The organism is Sphaerochaeta sp. PS, from assembly GCF_032144095.1.
Taxonomy (GTDB): Bacteria; Spirochaetota; Spirochaetia; order Sphaerochaetales; family Sphaerochaetaceae; genus Sphaerochaeta.
In genome coordinates, this window is record NZ_JAVSNJ010000001.1 from 323,688 (window position 1) to 339,557 (window position 15,870).

Annotated in this window: 18 protein-coding genes; 15 read left to right on the plus strand and 3 right to left on the minus strand. The window is 56.5% G+C overall.

Annotation, left to right across the window (positions count from 1 at the left end; all coding sequences use genetic code 11):
• Positions 1–11: 11 nt before the first annotated feature.
• Positions 12–422 carry an ATP-binding protein gene (locus ROJ03_RS01570; RefSeq protein WP_313725230.1) on the minus strand — a complete coding sequence of 137 codons (411 nt, stop codon included), beginning with the start codon at positions 420–422 and terminating at the stop codon, positions 12–14.
• 1 nt (position 423) lies between these two features.
• Positions 424–768, minus strand: a complete 345-nt coding sequence (locus tag ROJ03_RS01575) for a hypothetical protein (RefSeq protein ID WP_313725231.1) — start codon at positions 766–768, stop codon at positions 424–426.
• Positions 769–914: 146 nt separating this feature from the next.
• Between ROJ03_RS01575 and glpK the strand changes: the two genes are divergently transcribed.
• The 15 genes from glpK (at position 915) to ROJ03_RS01650 (ending at position 15,151) form a co-directional block, all read left to right on the plus strand.
• Positions 915–2,426: a glycerol kinase GlpK gene (glpK, locus tag ROJ03_RS01580; RefSeq protein WP_313725232.1), complete on the plus strand. Its 1,512-nt coding sequence runs from the start codon at positions 915–917 to the stop codon at positions 2,424–2,426.
• Positions 2,427–2,435: 9 nt separating this feature from the next.
• A complete protein-coding gene (gene cdaA / locus ROJ03_RS01585) occupies positions 2,436–3,257 on the plus strand; it encodes a diadenylate cyclase CdaA (protein WP_409530487.1) in 822 nt (273 codons plus the stop codon).
• Complete coding sequence (locus ROJ03_RS01590) at positions 3,244–3,648, plus strand: CdaR family protein (protein ID WP_313725234.1); 405 nt, start codon at positions 3,244–3,246, stop codon at positions 3,646–3,648. Before cdaA ends, ROJ03_RS01590 begins: the two co-directional genes overlap by 14 nt.
• A complete protein-coding gene (locus tag ROJ03_RS01595) occupies positions 3,648–4,025 on the plus strand; it encodes a holo-ACP synthase (RefSeq protein WP_313725235.1) in 378 nt (125 codons plus the stop codon). The genes ROJ03_RS01590 and ROJ03_RS01595 overlap by 1 nt, the downstream gene beginning before the upstream one ends.
• Complete coding sequence (gene truA / locus ROJ03_RS01600) at positions 4,012–4,863, plus strand: tRNA pseudouridine(38-40) synthase TruA (protein WP_313725236.1); 852 nt, start codon at positions 4,012–4,014, stop codon at positions 4,861–4,863. The genes ROJ03_RS01595 and truA overlap by 14 nt, the downstream gene beginning before the upstream one ends.
• Complete coding sequence (locus tag ROJ03_RS01605; RefSeq protein ID WP_313725237.1) at positions 4,850–5,602, plus strand: uracil-DNA glycosylase; 753 nt, start codon at positions 4,850–4,852, stop codon at positions 5,600–5,602. The genes truA and ROJ03_RS01605 overlap by 14 nt, the downstream gene beginning before the upstream one ends.
• A complete protein-coding gene (gene priA / locus ROJ03_RS01610; RefSeq protein ID WP_313725238.1) occupies positions 5,599–7,572 on the plus strand; it encodes a primosomal protein N' in 1,974 nt (657 codons plus the stop codon). Before ROJ03_RS01605 ends, priA begins: the two co-directional genes overlap by 4 nt.
• A 41-nt stretch (positions 7,573–7,613) precedes the next feature.
• A complete protein-coding gene (gene def, locus ROJ03_RS01615) occupies positions 7,614–8,120 on the plus strand; it encodes a peptide deformylase (RefSeq protein WP_313725239.1) in 507 nt (168 codons plus the stop codon).
• A complete protein-coding gene (fmt, locus tag ROJ03_RS01620; RefSeq protein WP_313725240.1) occupies positions 8,117–9,061 on the plus strand; it encodes a methionyl-tRNA formyltransferase in 945 nt (314 codons plus the stop codon). Before def ends, fmt begins: the two co-directional genes overlap by 4 nt.
• A 2-nt stretch (positions 9,062–9,063) precedes the next feature.
• Positions 9,064–11,292, plus strand: coding sequence for a patatin-like phospholipase family protein (locus tag ROJ03_RS01625; RefSeq protein ID WP_313725241.1), 2,229 nt, complete (start codon positions 9,064–9,066; stop codon positions 11,290–11,292).
• Positions 11,292–12,287 (plus strand): TIGR01212 family radical SAM protein, encoded by a 996-nt coding sequence (locus tag ROJ03_RS01630; RefSeq protein WP_313725242.1) that lies wholly within the window; start codon positions 11,292–11,294, stop codon positions 12,285–12,287. The genes ROJ03_RS01625 and ROJ03_RS01630 overlap by 1 nt, the downstream gene beginning before the upstream one ends.
• On the plus strand, positions 12,284–12,799 hold the full coding sequence (locus ROJ03_RS01635) for an antibiotic resistance protein VanZ (RefSeq protein ID WP_313725243.1): 516 nt from the start codon (positions 12,284–12,286) through the stop codon (positions 12,797–12,799). Before ROJ03_RS01630 ends, ROJ03_RS01635 begins: the two co-directional genes overlap by 4 nt.
• The gene (locus tag ROJ03_RS01640; RefSeq protein ID WP_313725244.1) at positions 12,783–13,646 is read left to right on the plus strand and encodes a fumarate hydratase; all 864 of its coding nucleotides are present in this window, start codon (positions 12,783–12,785) and stop codon (positions 13,644–13,646) included. Before ROJ03_RS01635 ends, ROJ03_RS01640 begins: the two co-directional genes overlap by 17 nt.
• Positions 13,639–14,163: a FumA C-terminus/TtdB family hydratase beta subunit gene (locus ROJ03_RS01645; RefSeq protein ID WP_313725245.1), complete on the plus strand. Its 525-nt coding sequence runs from the start codon at positions 13,639–13,641 to the stop codon at positions 14,161–14,163. The genes ROJ03_RS01640 and ROJ03_RS01645 overlap by 8 nt, the downstream gene beginning before the upstream one ends.
• A 202-nt stretch (positions 14,164–14,365) precedes the next feature.
• Positions 14,366–15,151, plus strand: coding sequence for an FKBP-type peptidyl-prolyl cis-trans isomerase N-terminal domain-containing protein (locus ROJ03_RS01650; protein WP_313725246.1), 786 nt, complete (start codon positions 14,366–14,368; stop codon positions 15,149–15,151).
• Here ROJ03_RS01650 and ROJ03_RS01655 read toward each other — a convergent pair.
• Positions 15,145–15,840, minus strand: coding sequence for a YjjG family noncanonical pyrimidine nucleotidase (locus ROJ03_RS01655; protein WP_313725247.1), 696 nt, complete (start codon positions 15,838–15,840; stop codon positions 15,145–15,147). The genes ROJ03_RS01650 and ROJ03_RS01655 overlap by 7 nt on opposite strands.
• Positions 15,841–15,870: the final 30 nt, after the last annotated feature.

A 15,870-nucleotide genomic window follows, 5' to 3' on the forward strand; every position in this document is an offset into this window, starting at 1 on the left:
CGCACACTCCTTTATAGGACAAACTGCATGGAGATGTGGGTATGATCTCCTTTTTTCGTATAGATCTTGAGGTCATCACAGCTTTTGCGGATGTTCGGCAGACCCATACCAGCACCATAGCCCATCTCTCTTACCTCTGAGGAGGCAGTGGACCACCCCTCGGTCATGGCAAGCTCAAGGTTCTCTATTCCGGGGCCGGTGTCGATGACATCGATCAGGACCCGTTGTTCCTCAATGTCGCAGAGAATTTTCCCCCCATAGGAGTGCGCAATGACATTCACCTCCGCTTCAAATACGGCAACGATAATCTGCTTGATCCTCTGCGGCGGTATGTTCAGCTGCTTCAAGATCCTCTTGATCTTGCTTGAAGCGTCCCCTGCTACCGAAAAGTCTTTGGAAGGTATGGTGAATTCTTCATGCATCTCAATATACCGGCTTCAATCCCTTGGCATAGAGCAGGCCACTCGCCTTGAACAGGGAGTAGGGTGTGTAGGAGAGCGATATGTCAAGATCCTTGGCCATGTCGACCATGGTTTGGCTTGGTCGTTTGTTTCGGACCAGAAGGATGTTGCTGATGTCGCTCATCTCTGCCGTACGGATGGACTGGTTGTTGGACAACCCTGTGATGAGGATGATGTCATCCTCGAGGATGGTAAGCACATCACTCATCAGGTCGCTGGCAAAGCCACGTTTCACTTCATCTTCCAGATGGGACTCTCCCCAGACCAGCTTCCCATCCACGCATTCAAGTATTTCTTTCAGTTTCATGGAGGGCATTATACCATGATGGCACTCTCTTCGATAGGGGAAACTGGTTATTGGGCAATTCTGTTTGTGAACTGCTTTGCTTCGCTGGTTTTTGCCTTTCAAAAAGAGGGGCAAGAAGCTATACTAGCGTAAAGAGGAGGCCTTTCGTGAAGTTAATTGCCGCTTTGGACCAGGGGACAACCAGTACCCGATGCATCCTGTTTGATGAGAAGGGGGCGAACATTGCCTCCGCCCAGCTTGAACACCAGCAGATCTATCCCCAGCCCGGTTGGGTCGAACATGACCCTTGGGAGATATGGGACAACAGCAGCGAGTGCATTGCAAAGGCGATGAAGAAGGCCTCAGCCAAGGGAACGGACGTTGTAGGCATAGGCATCACCAACCAGAGGGAGACCATCCTTGCCTGGAATCCCAAGACAGGGAAGGTCTGGCACAATGCGATAGTCTGGCAGGACCTCAGGGGATCGGAACTCATCAACAAGCTGAAGGGGAAGGTCGACAGCGTATGGCTGCGCGAGAAGAGTGGCCTTATCTTCAGCCCCTACTTCGCAGCCTCAAAGATTGCCTGGCTGCTGGCAGAGGTGCCTGGCCTCCGTGAGGAGGCAGAGAGAGGGGAGGTTGTCTTTGGCACCATGGACACCTGGCTTGCATGGAACCTCAGCGGAGGAAAACTCACCATCACCGATGTGACCAATGCCTCCCGCTACATGCTGATGAATATTGCCACCTGCCAGTGGGATGACGAGCTGCTCGCCCTCTTTGGAATCCCCAAGCAGGCGCTGCCCACCATCGTCCCTTCATCGGGGGTGGTCTATGGCCTTACCTCCCCCAGCGGGCCCCTGCGCTCCGAGGTACCGGTCTGTGGAATCCTTGGGGACCAGCAGGCAGCCCTCTTCGGACAGGCCTGCTTTACCCAGGGCCTGGGCAAGAGTACCTATGGTACCGGATGCTTCCTTCTGGTAAATACCGGAGAGAGGCTTGTCTACTCAAACAACGGGCTGTTGACCACCGTTGCCTACCAGCTGGGCGACGGGAAACCGGTATATGCCCTCGAAGGGTCGGTAGCTGTGGCAGGATCCCTTGTGCAGTGGGCCAGGGACAACCTCAAGATAGTGGAGAACCCCCAGGAACTGGACAAGCTGGCCTGCTCTGTGCCAGACTGCGGCGGAGTCTATATCGTACCGGCTTTCAGTGGTCTGTTTGCCCCGTACTGGCGTTCGGATGCCCGAGGGGTCATCGCCGGCCTAACCGGCTTTGCTACCAGAGCCCACCTGTGTAGGGCTATCCTGGAGGCCACGGCCTTCCAGGCCCATGATATCTTCAAGGCGATGGAGAGCGACAGCAAGATCCACATGACGACCCTGAAGGTGGATGGAGGGCTGACCAACAGCACGCCCCTCATGGAGTTCCAGGCAGACCTTCTGGGAATTCCCGTCATCAGGCCCTTGGTTGTGGAAACCACCGCCTTGGGTGCTGCCTACGCTGCAGGGCTCTCGGTTGGTGTCTGGAAGAGTGTTGAGGAGCTTGCCTCCTATTGGCAAGAGGAGACCCGGTGGTCGCCTACGATGGGAGAATCTGTGAGAAATGAGAAGATACGCTTCTGGAAGAAGGCTGTGAGCCGGACGCTGGATTGGGTCTCCTCCGACGACGAAGAATAGGAGTGCATGATGTTCTCTGATGCGTTGCAAAATCTTTACGCCTTTCTTCGCCCCGCCCTGCAGGTGGGGACCTTGGCATGGGTGTTCTACCGATTCTATGAGGCGATAGCGCAGACCAAGGCGCAACAGATCGTCAAGGTGCTCATCATCCTCTTCTCCGCCTACGCGGTAAGCTACATCCTCAAGCTTGAGGTGCTGCTGTGGATGTTCAAGGCCCTTGCCGTCCCTGCCACCATCTTCATCTGCATCATCTACCAGCCTGAGCTGCGAAGGTCCTTCACCCAGCTGTGGAGTGGGCGCAGCAGGATCTTCCGCATCGGGACGCAGACCACCAGCTCCGACCAGATAGACAGCATCCTCAATGCCTGCAATGTGCTGGTGAACAAGAGAAGGGGGGCTCTGATCGTCTTTCCCCGACGCTTGGGCATCAAGAACATCATTGACAGTGGCACCAAGCTGAATGCAGACCTCTCTACCTCCCTGATCCTAACCGTTTTTGACCACGATACACCGCTGCATGACGGGGCGATGATCGTCCAGAATGGTAGGATTGTGGCAGCGGGCTGTTACCTGCCCCTGAGCGAGCAGACGGACATCAAGAAGAGCTTCGGTACCCGTCACCGTGCGGCCCTCGGTATGGCCGAGGAGTCCGATGCTGTGGTGATCGTCGTCTCCGAGGAGACCGGGTCCATCAGCATGACCTATAACGCCAACCTCTATTACGACCTGGAACCCACTACCATCAAGAGGATGCTTCTTGCCCTCTTCAGTTACCATGACATCACTCCTGAGGAGTTGTTGCAGGAGGCAAGTAGCGATGAAGCTGAATAAATATCTGCAGAGCATGCTCTATCATTGGCCGGCCAAGGTAATCTCCCTGGTCTTTGCCGTATGCATCTATCTCTTCATCCAGTACTCGACCATAGGTTCGCGTGTGGTCACCATCCCCCTGGATGTGCAGCTGCCCTCAGCCTATGTGGCATCGAGCCTGGTTCCCAACTCGGTCGAGGTGCAGATTCGGGGCAACGACGACATCATCTACCTGATCGACCCCAACTCCATCAAGGCAAGCATTGACTTTAGCTTCGTGAAAAGGGAGGGCATCGCCAATGCCCCTGTCCTGCTCGTCTATGAGGAGAATGTCTTTGAAAGCGGAGGCATCTCCATTTCGGCAAATCCCAGCCAGTACAGGATCCTCTTCACTCTCCAGGGAGTGAAGTGATGGTTGAAGGTATTGGCATCGACGTTGTCAACATCTCCCGTATGGATATGATCTCCGATGGCGTGCTCAAGCGGCTTTTCCATCCGGAGGAGGTATCCTATGCCCTTGGCCTGGAGGCCAAGCGCAAGAGCGAATACCTCAGCGGGAGGTTTGCCGCAAAGGAGGCCCTTGGCAAGGCCCTCGGTAGTGGCATGGCAGGGCTTCGTCCCTCGGACATCCATACCGATGTGACGGAGTCTGGAAAACCCTTCATGAGACTCTACGGTACAGCCAAGGCCCTGGTCGGGGAGCGCACGGTGCTTGTCTCCATAGCCCACGACCCTCCGGTTGCCTCTGCCATAGTCCTGCTGCAAGGGGGTCCTGATGGCTCGCTCTGACTGGAAAAGACCCCCTCTTGAGCCGCTGGAACCAGGAAAACGACGGATTCGCATGACCGTTGCCTATGATGGGCAACACTACAACGGCTGGCAGAAACAGGTGAACGGACTTGGGGTAGCCGAAAGGATCGAGCAGGAAATCCATGCCATGATAGGTGAAGAGGTCATGGTCGTCGGCAGTGGGCGTACTGACAGCGGGGTGCATGCCATCGGTCAGGTCTGCCATTTCGATACGGCCAACCAGAGGGTAGAGGGCAGGGTCTTCGCCATCGCCCTCAACCGGCTTTTGCCGTCGGATATCCGGATCATGGAGAGCAGTGAGGTCGATGGAACCTTCCATGCCCGCTATACGGCAATGGCAAGGATGTACCGCTACTACCTCAAGCGCGAAAGCGACATCATCCCCTTCGATGCCAAGCAGGTCTGGAAGGTCAGGAAGTTCCCCTCCATCGACCTGTTGAACAGCTATGCCGCCTGCATACAGGGCACCCATGACTTTACCACCTTCACAGCCAGGGGGGATACTTCCATCAGTCGTCGGCGTGATATCTATGAGTCCTACTGGTCCTACGAGACCGATCGTTTTGGGCACCAGGTCCTGGTCTACACCATCAGCGGGAATGCCTTCCTCTACCGGATGATCCGCTCGCTGGTGGGTTCCATGCTGGAGTTTGCAGAAAAGGATATGGATGCAGCCTCTTTCAAGGATATCCTTGCCAGCAAGGACCGTCGGCGTTCGGGAAGGACGGCCTCTCCCTGGGGGCTCTACTTCTATCGCGTTTCGTACGACCCAGAGGAGTATGCCTGGTTTGAGGAGGCTCATGATGAACAGCAGTGAACAGAAGCGAAAGGCCCTAGCCGCCTCCTTCCAGCAATTTCTCCAAATCTGCGACGAGGCCGAAGGGCTTATCACCGGCAAGCCTGTAGAGGCGAGCCCCATGATGGACTTCTCCTCCTTGGTGGATGCCATCATCCCCCTTCCCATGGACAAGGACTCCCCCCAAGGGGCCACCATGAAACAGCTGCAGCTGATGGTTGCGGCCTGCTATCGATGCCGCCTGGCAGAGGGGCGCACCCACACCGTATTCGGGGAAGGGACACTTCCGGCCCGGCTGATGGTAATCGGTGAAGGTCCCGGCGGGGAAGAGGATGCCACAGGACGGGCCTTTGTAGGCAAGGGCGGGCAGTACCTTGACTCCTGGCTCTCAGCCATCGGCATGTCACGCAAGACCAACGTCTATATCGCCAACATCGTCAAGTGCAGGCCCCCGGAGAACCGCGACCCCCAGGCCGATGAGATAGAGCTCTGCCTCCCCTTTGTGAAACGGCAGATCCAGCTGGCCAAGCCTGAGCTCATCCTGCTTGTAGGGGCTGTGGCCAGCAAGACTTTGCTCACGAGCAATGAAGGGGTAGGAAAGCTCAGGGGCCGCTTCCATCGCTATGAAGGCATCCCTGTCGTGGTGACCTACCATCCGGCAGGTGTGCTTCGCAACCCCGACCTCAAGCGGCCTGTCTGGGAGGACATGAAGAAGGTGGCATCCTTTCTCAACCTCACCATACCAGGAAAGTCGTCATGAGCCTCTTTGCCCATCTTGTGCTCGATGTGCCGGTAAAGCAGAGCTATACCTATGCGATCCCGTCCGATATGGAGCCTTTCGTCCATGTTGGCATCCGGGTGGTCGTGCCGTTCGGCAAGCGCGAGATGACCGGCTATGTCATCGAGGTTGTGCCTCGCTTTGAGGCAACCTACCCCATCAGGGAGATCAAGAGGGTCATCGACAAGGAGAGCCTCTATGGCGAGGCCTCGGTGAAGCTTGCCTATTGGATGGCGCGCTTCTACCTCTGTAGCCAGGGTGAGGCCCTGAGCATGATGGTACCCGGAGGCAGGCGGGACAGCAGTACCCCCGCCCTGGCAGTCGAGGACGATGCAACCATCGCTCGGGTTGCCAACCTCTCGGTCGACCAGAGCCGGGCCATTGAGACGATCCTGGAGGCAAGGCATCCGATGTACTACCTCTACGGCATCACGGGAAGCGGCAAGAGTGAGGTATTCCTCAGGTGCGCCGAGGCCATGATCGCCCAGGGCAAGGCCGTCATCTATCTGGTGCCCGAGATTACCCTGACCCATCAGCTGGCGAGGCAGGTGACCACCCGCTTTGAGAACAAGGTGGCGATCCTCCACTCGGCCCTTACCCCGAGCCAGCGCCTCAGCCAGTGGAAGCGTATCCGTAGTGGGGAGGTGCTCTTTGCCATCGGGGCCCGCAGTGCAGTCTTCGCCCCGTTTGAGAACCTGGGCATGATCATCATCGACGAAGAGCATGAGAACAGCTACAAAAGCGGGAATACCCCCCGCTACCATGCACGCCAGGTCGCCCAGCAGCGGTGCAAGGACGAGAAGGCCCTTCTGGTCATGGGCAGTGCAACCCCCTCCCTGGAAGCGTGGAGCATGATGAAAAAAGGGCAGGTCACCGCCCTCCGCCTCGATACCAGGGTAGGTGGTGGTGTCCCTCCCCAGGTCACGGTAGTGGACATGGTGGGGGAGAAGCATACCCTCAGCAAGAAGCTGCTGGAGGAGATGCAGCGGGTCCTGGGCAGGAAGAAGCAGGTAATCCTCTTTCTCAACCGAAGGGGTTACTCCTACTTTTTCCACTGCAAAAGCTGTGGCTACGATATGCAGTGCCCCCACTGCTCGGTATCCCTGACCTTCCACCATGGCAGCAATGACATGGTATGCCACTACTGTGGCTACCGTGGCAAGCCTATCCAGGTCTGCCCTGAATGCCACTCCCTCGATGTAGGCTACAGTGGGTTCGGCACCGAGATGGTCGAGCAGGAGGTCAGCCAATTCTTCCCCAAGGCCACCATCAGGCGCCTGGATACCGACAGTGCCAAGGACAAGAAGCATATGCAGGGTGTCCTGGACCAGTTCCGCAAGGGTGAGGTCGATATCCTCTTGGGGACGCAGATGGTTGCCAAAGGGCTGAACTTTCCCGGTGTTGAGCTGGTTGGCATCGTCCTGGCTGACAGCGGGATGAATATTCCCGATTTCCGCTCCCAGGAGAGGACCTTCTCGCTTTTGATGCAGGTCTCAGGGCGGGCTGGTCGGTATGACGACCAGGGCCAGGTCATCATCCAGACCTTCCATCCCGACAATTCCGCTGTCGTCCATGCCCGCCTTCGTGAGGTCGATGCATTCTTCGACCAGGAGCTTGCCATGCGGGAAGAGACGGGCTTTCCCCCCCATACCCGGCTGATCAACCTGGTGGTACGGGGCAGGAACAAGGAGAAGGTCATCCAGCAGGCCAATAGGCTTGAGGAGCTGCTGGAGGCCTCTATCGCCTCCATGCCCGGCGAGGGGGCAGCCGAGGTGCTGTGCAACTGCGAATGTCCCCTGGAGAAGATAGCGTCCAACTGGCGCCACCATGTCCTGGTGATGGGTCCCGGACCCTCAGCAGCCCATAGTGTGGTTGCTCATGTCCTGGAGCACTACACTGCCCCATCGGGCATCTATGTGGAAGTGGATATAGACCCTCTGCAAATGTTGTAGCGTTGACCTCTTGCGGTATGTATTGGTATCATATGTCCATCATGTTAGATATATACACGCTTGGAGAAGAGGTTCTTTCAGAGAAGAGCCAACCAGTAACAAAATTCGACAGCGGCCTGCGTGTCCTTGTCGATGCTATGTTTGAAACAATGGCCGAAGCCGATGGCGTCGGTCTTGCCGCCCCACAGGTCGGTGTCTCGCTGCGTCTGTTTGTGATAAACATCCACGGAGTCGAGAAACGGGCCTATATAAATCCCCAGATCATTGAGACCTCCATCGAGACCGATACAGCCGAAGAGGGGTGCCTCTCCGTCCCCGGAGTATGGCACGACGTTGAACGCCCTGCGAGGGTGAATGTGCAGGCCCAGGACATCGAAGGCAAGGTCTTCACCGTCAAGGCCGAAGGGTTGCTTGCCCGTGCGATCCAGCACGAGAATGACCACCTCAACGGAACGCTTTTCATCGACCGCCTCACCCTTGAGGAACGGGAGAGCATGGTCAAGGCCTACGAAAAGCGGAATAAGGCGAGCAGGAGGCGAAAGGCGTGAGGATCCTGTTTGCCGGAACTCCCGACATAGCAGTACCTACCCTCAGGGCCTTGTCTGAACAGTTTGATGTCGGGGCGGTGCTTACCAATCCCGACAAGCCGGGGACCAGGGGAAAGGCCTTGCTCTACTCTCCTGTCAAGGAGGAGGCGATTCGCCTCGGCCTTCCCGTGCTGCAGCCCGAAAGGCTCCGTAGCGAAGCGCGGGAGATGGTCTCATCCTATGGGTGCGACACCCTCGTCTGCTTTGCCTATGGGAAGCTGTTCGGTCCCCGATTCCTCTCGCTTTTTCCCGGGGAGAGGCTCAATATCCACCCCTCCCTGCTGCCTCTCTTGAGAGGCCCTTCCCCCATCCAGGGGGCGATCCTCAACCAGTACACCCACACGGGCATCTCCATCCAGCGCCTGGCCTCAGAGATGGACTGTGGGGATCTGCTGTGCAGCCTTTCGTTCGCCCTTGAAGGCGATGAGACAACCCAAAGCCTGACTGACCGGGTACGGGCTCTAGCGCCTCAGTTGGCGGTCCAGGGCCTCAAGGAGCTGGAGGAGGGACGTGGCATGTTTAGACCCCAAGAGGGTGAGAGCAGCTATACCACCCTCATAGAACGGCCGATGGCCCTCATCGACTGGAAGCGCACAGCCAAGGAGATACACGCCCTGGTAAGGGGCATGAACCCCTGGCCAAAGGCGTATACGACATGTGGGGGAGAGACACTCTTCATAACCTCAGTGGAGGGGACGCTCAGGGATGCAGGCTCAGATCCTGTTCCAGATGGCGTTGCTGTCGGCACTGTGGTGACAAAACAGAAGGGCAAGGGCATAGCCATTGCGACAGGCGATGGGCTTTTGTGGGTCGACCGCCTGCAGCTGGACAAACGCAAGGAGATGGACTGGGCTTCATTCCTACCAGGGAACCGCACTTTTCTTACTACAAGGCTAGGATAACCATGAAGAAGCTGATGCTTTTTTTCCTCCTTCTGCTCTCGGCGTTGACGCTCTTTGCCCAAAAACCGAAAGTGGCCCTGGTCCTCTCCGGCGGAGGGGCCAGAGGCCTTGCACACATTGCGGTGCTTGAGGCCGTTGAACAGTATGGCATCCCCATCGATATGGTATTGGGGACGAGCATGGGCTCGTTGGTCGGCTCGCTCTATTGTGCAGGCTATAGCCCTGAGGATATCCGCGCCCTGGTGGAGAGCTCCAATTTCACGACCATGTTTCTCGAAAGCACCACCGTTCCTCCCCAGGATGTTGCCGAGGCTTTTCAGCCAACCCATTCCAATGTCTTCTTTCTGGGTTTTGGCAAGGAAGGGTTGGGCTCCTCCCCGGGTCTGATAGGCGACCAGAAGATCATGGAGATGCTCACCTCGGTCTTCTCGAAGATTCCTGACGACATCGATTTTGACCATCTGGAGATACCCTTCCGCTGCATCGGGGCCAACGTTCTGACCGGCGAGAAGATTGTCTATGAGAAGGGCTCGATTGTGACAGCCGTACGGTCAAGCATCTCGATCCCCATCATCTTCACCCCCTATCCCCAAGGCGATGGCAGCTTTGCCGTCGATGGCGGGATCGTGGACAACATGCCGGTGAAGATAGCCAGGGACCTTGGCTATGACATCATCATCGCCTGTGATGTCAATGCGGTCTCCCCGGACCTGGAGACGGTGATGGGTTCCCTTTCCAGCATGGTCATGCAGACCATCACACTGGTCACCCAGGGCGGGGTGACCTGGCAGTACCCTTTGGTAGATCTTTTGGTCGAGCCCGACCTTCGGACCATCTTTGCCTTGGACTTCTCCAAGTTTGCCCAGATCATCAGCGAAGGGGAGAGGGCGAGCAAGGAGAAGGGCGCTGAGTTTGGCGAGCTTGCTGCACGAATCCAGCTCGACCGCCCCTTGGTCTTCAGGGAACAGGGCCGCCGAGGCAGCTACTTCGCCATGCAGGACCCCACCATAGGGTCGGTCAGGGTCGTTGACCTCTCCCTCACCCCTTCTGCCTACACCCCCCAAGAAGAGCAGTTCTCACAGTTCCTGGGCCGACCTCTGGACGCAGTGACCAAAGGACAGCTAACCCATATGTTGGACCTGATCAAGAAGCACTACCGTCTGTCGACCGTCAGCTACCAGATGGGTCGCCCCGTTGAGGGACAGGGGGAGCTTACCATCTTTGTCCGGTCGTTCAAGGAGAGTGACTCAAACATCACCCTCGGGTTGGCAGGTAGTACCGGGCTTTCGAACAATACGCCCAACGGGACCGTGTGGTTTACCTCCGATGCCCGCCTGAATGCACGGCTCTCCAACGTGATGGACAGTGATTTCTCCCTAGAGGTGCTTGCCACCCTGGGGCAGACCTCCAAGATGCGGGTCTCTGCCTTCTATCCTTTCTATACCGGGACACAAACCTCCCTGGACCTCGATTTCTCTGTGGCGTATGAGGGAGGAGGGTTTACCCCGCTCAACAACCAGGTCAATGGAGAGAGGCTTGTCGCTCTGGACAAGGCTTTTACCGTTGACATCAGCATGGACTTTCGGTTCCTCGACAACGGGCGGATGGACTTCGGGGGAGTGGTAAATCTCACATCCCTGCATGGTGATGGCTGGGAAGCTCCCTTTTTTGCCGTCCCCTCCCTCTATGCTTCGCTTGTCTGGGACACCCAGCTATCCCCGTTTGCCACCACAGGCATGAGGGGGGAGTTCTCCTCCACCCTAGGGTACCAGGAGAGGCCGGTCTTTGGATTGAAGAGTGCCTGGAACCAACGCTTCGCCCTGGACAACAGGACCACCCTCGGCTATGACCTTTTCCTTGCGATGATGCGCATGCCATACCCTCTGCTCTCCTCCTATGTGGACATTGGAGGATACAATGCATTCCCCGGCTACAGTGTCGGCTCGCTCAAGCGCGATGTTGCCTTTGCCGGGATGCTCTACCAGCAGAAGCTGGAGAAGATGTTTGGCCTCCCCACCTTTTTGCAGGTAGAGGCCAAGGTGGGCCTCTCCGATAGCTATGACCCCTATGGGGGAGTTCCCTACACAAGGGAGCCTTGGCTTGCCTCGACAAGGGGCCTTGAGGCTGGTTTGGGTGTGGCTTTGGGCTTTCAGGCTCCCCTGGGGGATGTGATGGTGAAGCTTGGCTTCAGCACCCTTGGCACCATCTCCCTGATGGTGGTGATCCTCTGATGCAGGAGTTCTGGAGGGGGTATGGTGAACACCTCATCGCCCAGTATGGCAGACGCGTCCATCGGATAGGCATCGATGCAGGTTTCTCCTGTCCCAACCGGGATGAGGGGCGCCAAGGTGGCTGTGCCTTCTGCGATGGTACAGGAGCTTCGGCCATGTACCAAAGAAAAAGTGAGAGCAGGTTCTCCTTCGACAGCGACTTCGACGAGAAGGTCAGCAGGGGCAAGCCCCCTGTGGCCCTTTCGCTCGAACAGCGGCAGCAGTCTATCCGGATGCAGGTCGCCCATGGCAAGAATTTCCTGAAAAGGCGCTACAAGGCCGAACTGTTCAGCGTCTATTTCCAGGCATGGACCAATACCTATGCGGACATCGCTACCCTCAAGGCCCTCTACGATGCAGCCCTGGAGGAGGGGCCCTTTGTTGAGCTGATCATCTCAACCAGGCCCGACTGCATCACCAGCGAGGCCCTTGACCTGCTGGCAAGCTATTCCACCCAAGTGCAGAAGGTGTGGGTGGAGCTGGGGCTGCAGAGTGCAAACAATGCGACTTTGCAGGCGATTGGGCGGGGACATGACCGTGATTGTTACATTCTTAGTGCAAATGCGTTACATTCCCGCGGTATTGGTGTTTGTACTCATGTAGTGCTTGGTTTGCCAGGCGAAACCCAGGCCGATTATGCCCAGACCTGTGCCTGGATAAACGCTGCAAAGAGTGATGCCGTGAAAATCCATAACCTCCATGTCTGTGGGGGGACGAGGGTGTTCGATTGGTATAAAGAGGGGGAGGTGAGTGTGGCCTCCTCCCGACGGCATCAGGAGGATTGCATCTGGTTTCTCAGACATTTGCAAAAAGATGTTGTGGTGGAACGGCTAATGTGTGAAACTCCTAACCATAGGTTGGTGGCTCCCAGGACGTTTCCTGATAAAAGTGCATTTCTCCTTTCCCTAGCAAAGGCAATGAAGGAGAGGGGTGTGTGGCAAGGGGATTTGACATGAAAGACCGACTTCCGTTACAAATAATACTACGGGCCATTGGGCTTGCGCTTACCGCCGTCGGGGTGGTACTCATTATGTATTTCTCATTCATACCAGGGGAGCAGTACCCCCATATCTCATGGATTCCCTTTGCAGACAAGGGCGACCATATGGCAGCCTATGCCTTCCTTGGGTTTTCCCTTTTCATTGCCACCATCCAGATCCCAGGGTCGGGCAAGACCGTCCGTGAGAACAGGAAACCCCATTCTACCTTGCATCTCACCTCCTGGGCCGGTTCTTCGATCATCCTGACATTGGTATTGGGGACCCTGTTCGGCCTGTCTATTGAACTGCTCCAGCCGTTTTTTGGCCGTAGCCGCGAGTGGATGGACCTGGCCAGCGATTGCATGGGCCTGGTGGTCGGTACCGCCCTGGCCCTGGCTTTGCTTAACCTGGTTGGAAGCTACTTTGCTACCCGACCTTGGCTCTATGATCCCAATTGGAAGGTGGAAGACCATGAGACTCTCAACTAAGATTAGTGAGGCATTGCAGGAGGCGGCAGTACGTCTCTCACCGGATGTGCTTTGGTGTATTCAGCAGGGTAGGCAACAGCAGTCCAACGAGGCTGGTGATGTTGCATCGAGGGCGAGCCTCTCGGTCTTCGATACCATCCTGCAGAACCTGGAGATTGCAGACAGGACGGGGTTGCCGATGTGCCAGGATACCGGCATGTTTGCCGTCTTTGTCGATCTTGGACGTGATTGCCCCCTGAAACTGGCCCAGATCGAGAAAGCCATCAACGAGGGGTGCCTGGATGCGGTGCAAAAGGCCCATTACCGGCGTTCGGTGGTGACCGACCCTGTATTCGAACGAAAGAATACCCAGAACAACCTTCCTCCCGTCATAACCTGGACCCTTGTCGATGGCCCCTCTCTCTCCATCAGGATCCTGCTCAAGGGCTTTGGCAGTGAGAACTGCAGCTCGGTGAGGATGCTCAACCCCACCGGGGGAGAGAAGGCCGTCATCGATGCCGTGTGTGATATCGTCCGTCTTGCCGGTGGCAAACCGTGTCCCCCGATCTTCATCGGGGTAGGCCTTGGTGGGACGATGGACCGCGCTGCCTCCCTGAGCAAGCGTGCCCTGCTGAGGGATGCCCGTACCGAACATGCCGAACCCGCCTATGCGAAGCTGGAAAGGGATATCCTCTCCTGTGTCCAGGCCCTCGGTATTGGGGCAGGAGGCTTTGGCGGCAGTGTGACTGCCCTCCATGTAGCCATTGAGCAGGAGCCTACCCATATTGCGGCCATGCCGCTCGCTGTTTCCATCAACTGTTGGGCTGACAGGAAGGCTGAGATTGTCTGGGAGGGTGAGGATGCGTAAGATACAGTTGCCGATCGCCGAGAGCGATCTTCTCTCGCTGGCGGCCTTCGACCAGGTCCTGCTCAGCGGAAAGCTCTATGTAGGGAGGGACCAGGTCCACAGCAGGCTGTTCAACCTCCTGGAAACAGAGCAGCCCCTGCCCCTCGACCTAGAAGGCCAGGCCATCTACTACATGGGCCCGTCACCGGCACCCGAGGGCTTTCCCCTCGGCTCGTGTGGTCCCACAACCAGTGCCAGGATGGACCCTTTTACCCCCCGCCTGTTGGATGAGGGGCTGAAGGTGATGGTAGGCAAAGGCCCTCGCAGCGAGGCCGTGCTCTCCGCCATCGTGAGAAACAAAGCCCTCTATCTCCAGGCATATGGTGGCTGTGGAGCCCTCTATGCCTCAACGGTGAAGAGCGTTCAGACCATAGCATTTGCAGAGCTTGGCCCTGAAGCCCTTTTGCTCCTGGATGTGGAGGATTTTCCTGTCATTGTGGCAATTGATGCTACTGGTAGGAGCGTATTCTCCCGTTGAGGCGATGAAATTGCGCTTTGGGTGGGAAAAAGAAATCTTTTGCTGGACGTTTCGCACTATCTGCGCTACAGTTTTCTGTATGCAAGCCTCCATGCGGTGGTTGTTGTCATCTCGGGGTGACTGACAGCACTATCCGCAATAGTACACAGGTGCCACTAGTGGTGTGTCTGGAGGCAAAACCCCTGCAACGGAAGGACATACCGTGAAGAAATTTTTTTTTGCTTGCATTTCGTCCTGCATCGTGTCGCTTCTTTTTCTCAGCTGTAATGGACAGAAAGTAGTCCCGCCCGTGTTGGTTACCCCGGTTGCCCAGAATACCAAGGCTGAGATAGTGCTCACCGATTCCATCAAGGACAAACCCAAACCCTCTACGCTTGATCAGCGATTTAGCTATACCTACGGGTATATGCTCTACTCCTCCATGATTCAGCAGGGCTTCGATTTCCTCGACAGCGAGTATTTTGCAAAGGGAGCTGTCGATGCCCAGAAGGGGTCCGGCTTCTTCAGCCAGGACGAGATGTCCAGGACCCTTTCCGAGGTGCAGAGCAGGATGCTGGAGATCGCCCAGACTGAGCAGAACCTCCTGGCCAGTGAAAACCTGAAGAAGGCTGAATCATTCCTTGCCCTCAACAAGGACCAGAAAGGGGTCAAGGTCACCGACTCGGGCCTCCAGTATAAGGTCCTCACCGAAGGTGAAGGTGCAAAGCCTACCGAGGAGTCCATGGTCGAGGTCGACTACAGCATGCTGCTGCTCAGCGGCAGGGTGGTAGACTCCTCCTATGAGCGAGGCCACTCCTCCAGCTTCCAGCTGAAGGCCATCATGGTCCCCGGTTTCATAGAGGGTGTGAAGCTGATGAGTGAAGGTTCCAAGTATCAGTTCTGGATACATCCCAAGCTGGGATACGGCAAGGAAGGCACCCAGAACATTGAACCCAACATGTTGTTGGTTGTGCAGGTGGAACTCAAGAAGGTGGAGACCCCTCAGTAAAGTCCAGGCAAAAGGGTAAGCATCTCAGGGAGGCTGTGCATCTCATAGGTAGGGGTGACCGAGGCCGTGTTTGGCATGTTTGCCATATTGATCCAGAGGGTGTCGAGCCCGTAGGCCTCTCCTCCCTTGATGTCGCTGGAGAGGCTGTCGCCGATCATGAGGCACTCATGCTTTTTTCCCTCCAGGCCAGTCTTGCTGAACATGGTGGTGAAGAACATCTGATCCGGCTTTTGGGACCCCACCTCCTCGCTGATGAAGATGTCCTTGAAGTAGCCAGATGTCTTTGACTGCTCGATCCTTCCCCTCTGTACTTCAGCTATGCCGTTGGATGCCAGATAGAGGGTATAGCCCCGCTTGAGAAGCGCTGTTAGCAGGGGAATGCTCTCCTTGTAGAGGATTCCCTGTTGGGATAGGTAGGATTGGTAGGTATGGCTGGCGACTCTTGCATCGAGGCTGAGTCCTACTGCAGAGAAGAAATCCTCAAAACGCTTGGTCTTGAGCCGCTCTTGGGTCAGCTGGGCCTTCTCGAATGCCTTCCAACACGATTCATTGCACGCCTTGTACTGCTGCAGCTGCTCTTCGGTTGCCGTGAAACCGAGGTGTCCTGCCATCTGGTAAAAGGCACGAGTTTCTGCCTCATTGAAGTCGAAAAGGGTTCCGTCAGCATCAAAGAATAGATATCGGTACATTGTGGCTCCTACAGCTTTACTTGCTATGGT

Coding starts and splice junctions, on each gene's coding strand:
- ROJ03_RS01570 (WP_313725230.1), bottom strand. CDS start 422: ATGCATGAAGAATTCACCATACCTTCCAAAGACTTTTCGGTAGCAGGG.
- ROJ03_RS01575 (WP_313725231.1), bottom strand. CDS start 768: ATGAAACTGAAAGAAATACTTGAATGCGTGGATGGGAAGCTGGTCTGG.
- cdaA (WP_409530487.1), top strand. CDS start 2,436: ATGTTCTCTGATGCGTTGCAAAATCTTTACGCCTTTCTTCGCCCCGCC.
- ROJ03_RS01590 (WP_313725234.1), top strand. CDS start 3,244: ATGAAGCTGAATAAATATCTGCAGAGCATGCTCTATCATTGGCCGGCC.
- ROJ03_RS01595 (WP_313725235.1), top strand. CDS start 3,648: ATGGTTGAAGGTATTGGCATCGACGTTGTCAACATCTCCCGTATGGAT.
- truA (WP_313725236.1), top strand. CDS start 4,012: ATGGCTCGCTCTGACTGGAAAAGACCCCCTCTTGAGCCGCTGGAACCA.
- ROJ03_RS01605 (WP_313725237.1), top strand. CDS start 4,850: ATGAACAGCAGTGAACAGAAGCGAAAGGCCCTAGCCGCCTCCTTCCAG.
- priA (WP_313725238.1), top strand. CDS start 5,599: ATGAGCCTCTTTGCCCATCTTGTGCTCGATGTGCCGGTAAAGCAGAGC.
- def (WP_313725239.1), top strand. CDS start 7,614: ATGTTAGATATATACACGCTTGGAGAAGAGGTTCTTTCAGAGAAGAGC.
- ROJ03_RS01625 (WP_313725241.1), top strand. CDS start 9,064: ATGAAGAAGCTGATGCTTTTTTTCCTCCTTCTGCTCTCGGCGTTGACG.
- ROJ03_RS01630 (WP_313725242.1), top strand. CDS start 11,292: ATGCAGGAGTTCTGGAGGGGGTATGGTGAACACCTCATCGCCCAGTAT.
- ROJ03_RS01635 (WP_313725243.1), top strand. CDS start 12,284: ATGAAAGACCGACTTCCGTTACAAATAATACTACGGGCCATTGGGCTT.
- ROJ03_RS01640 (WP_313725244.1), top strand. CDS start 12,783: ATGAGACTCTCAACTAAGATTAGTGAGGCATTGCAGGAGGCGGCAGTA.
- ROJ03_RS01645 (WP_313725245.1), top strand. CDS start 13,639: ATGCGTAAGATACAGTTGCCGATCGCCGAGAGCGATCTTCTCTCGCTG.
- ROJ03_RS01655 (WP_313725247.1), bottom strand. CDS start 15,840: ATGTACCGATATCTATTCTTTGATGCTGACGGAACCCTTTTCGACTTC.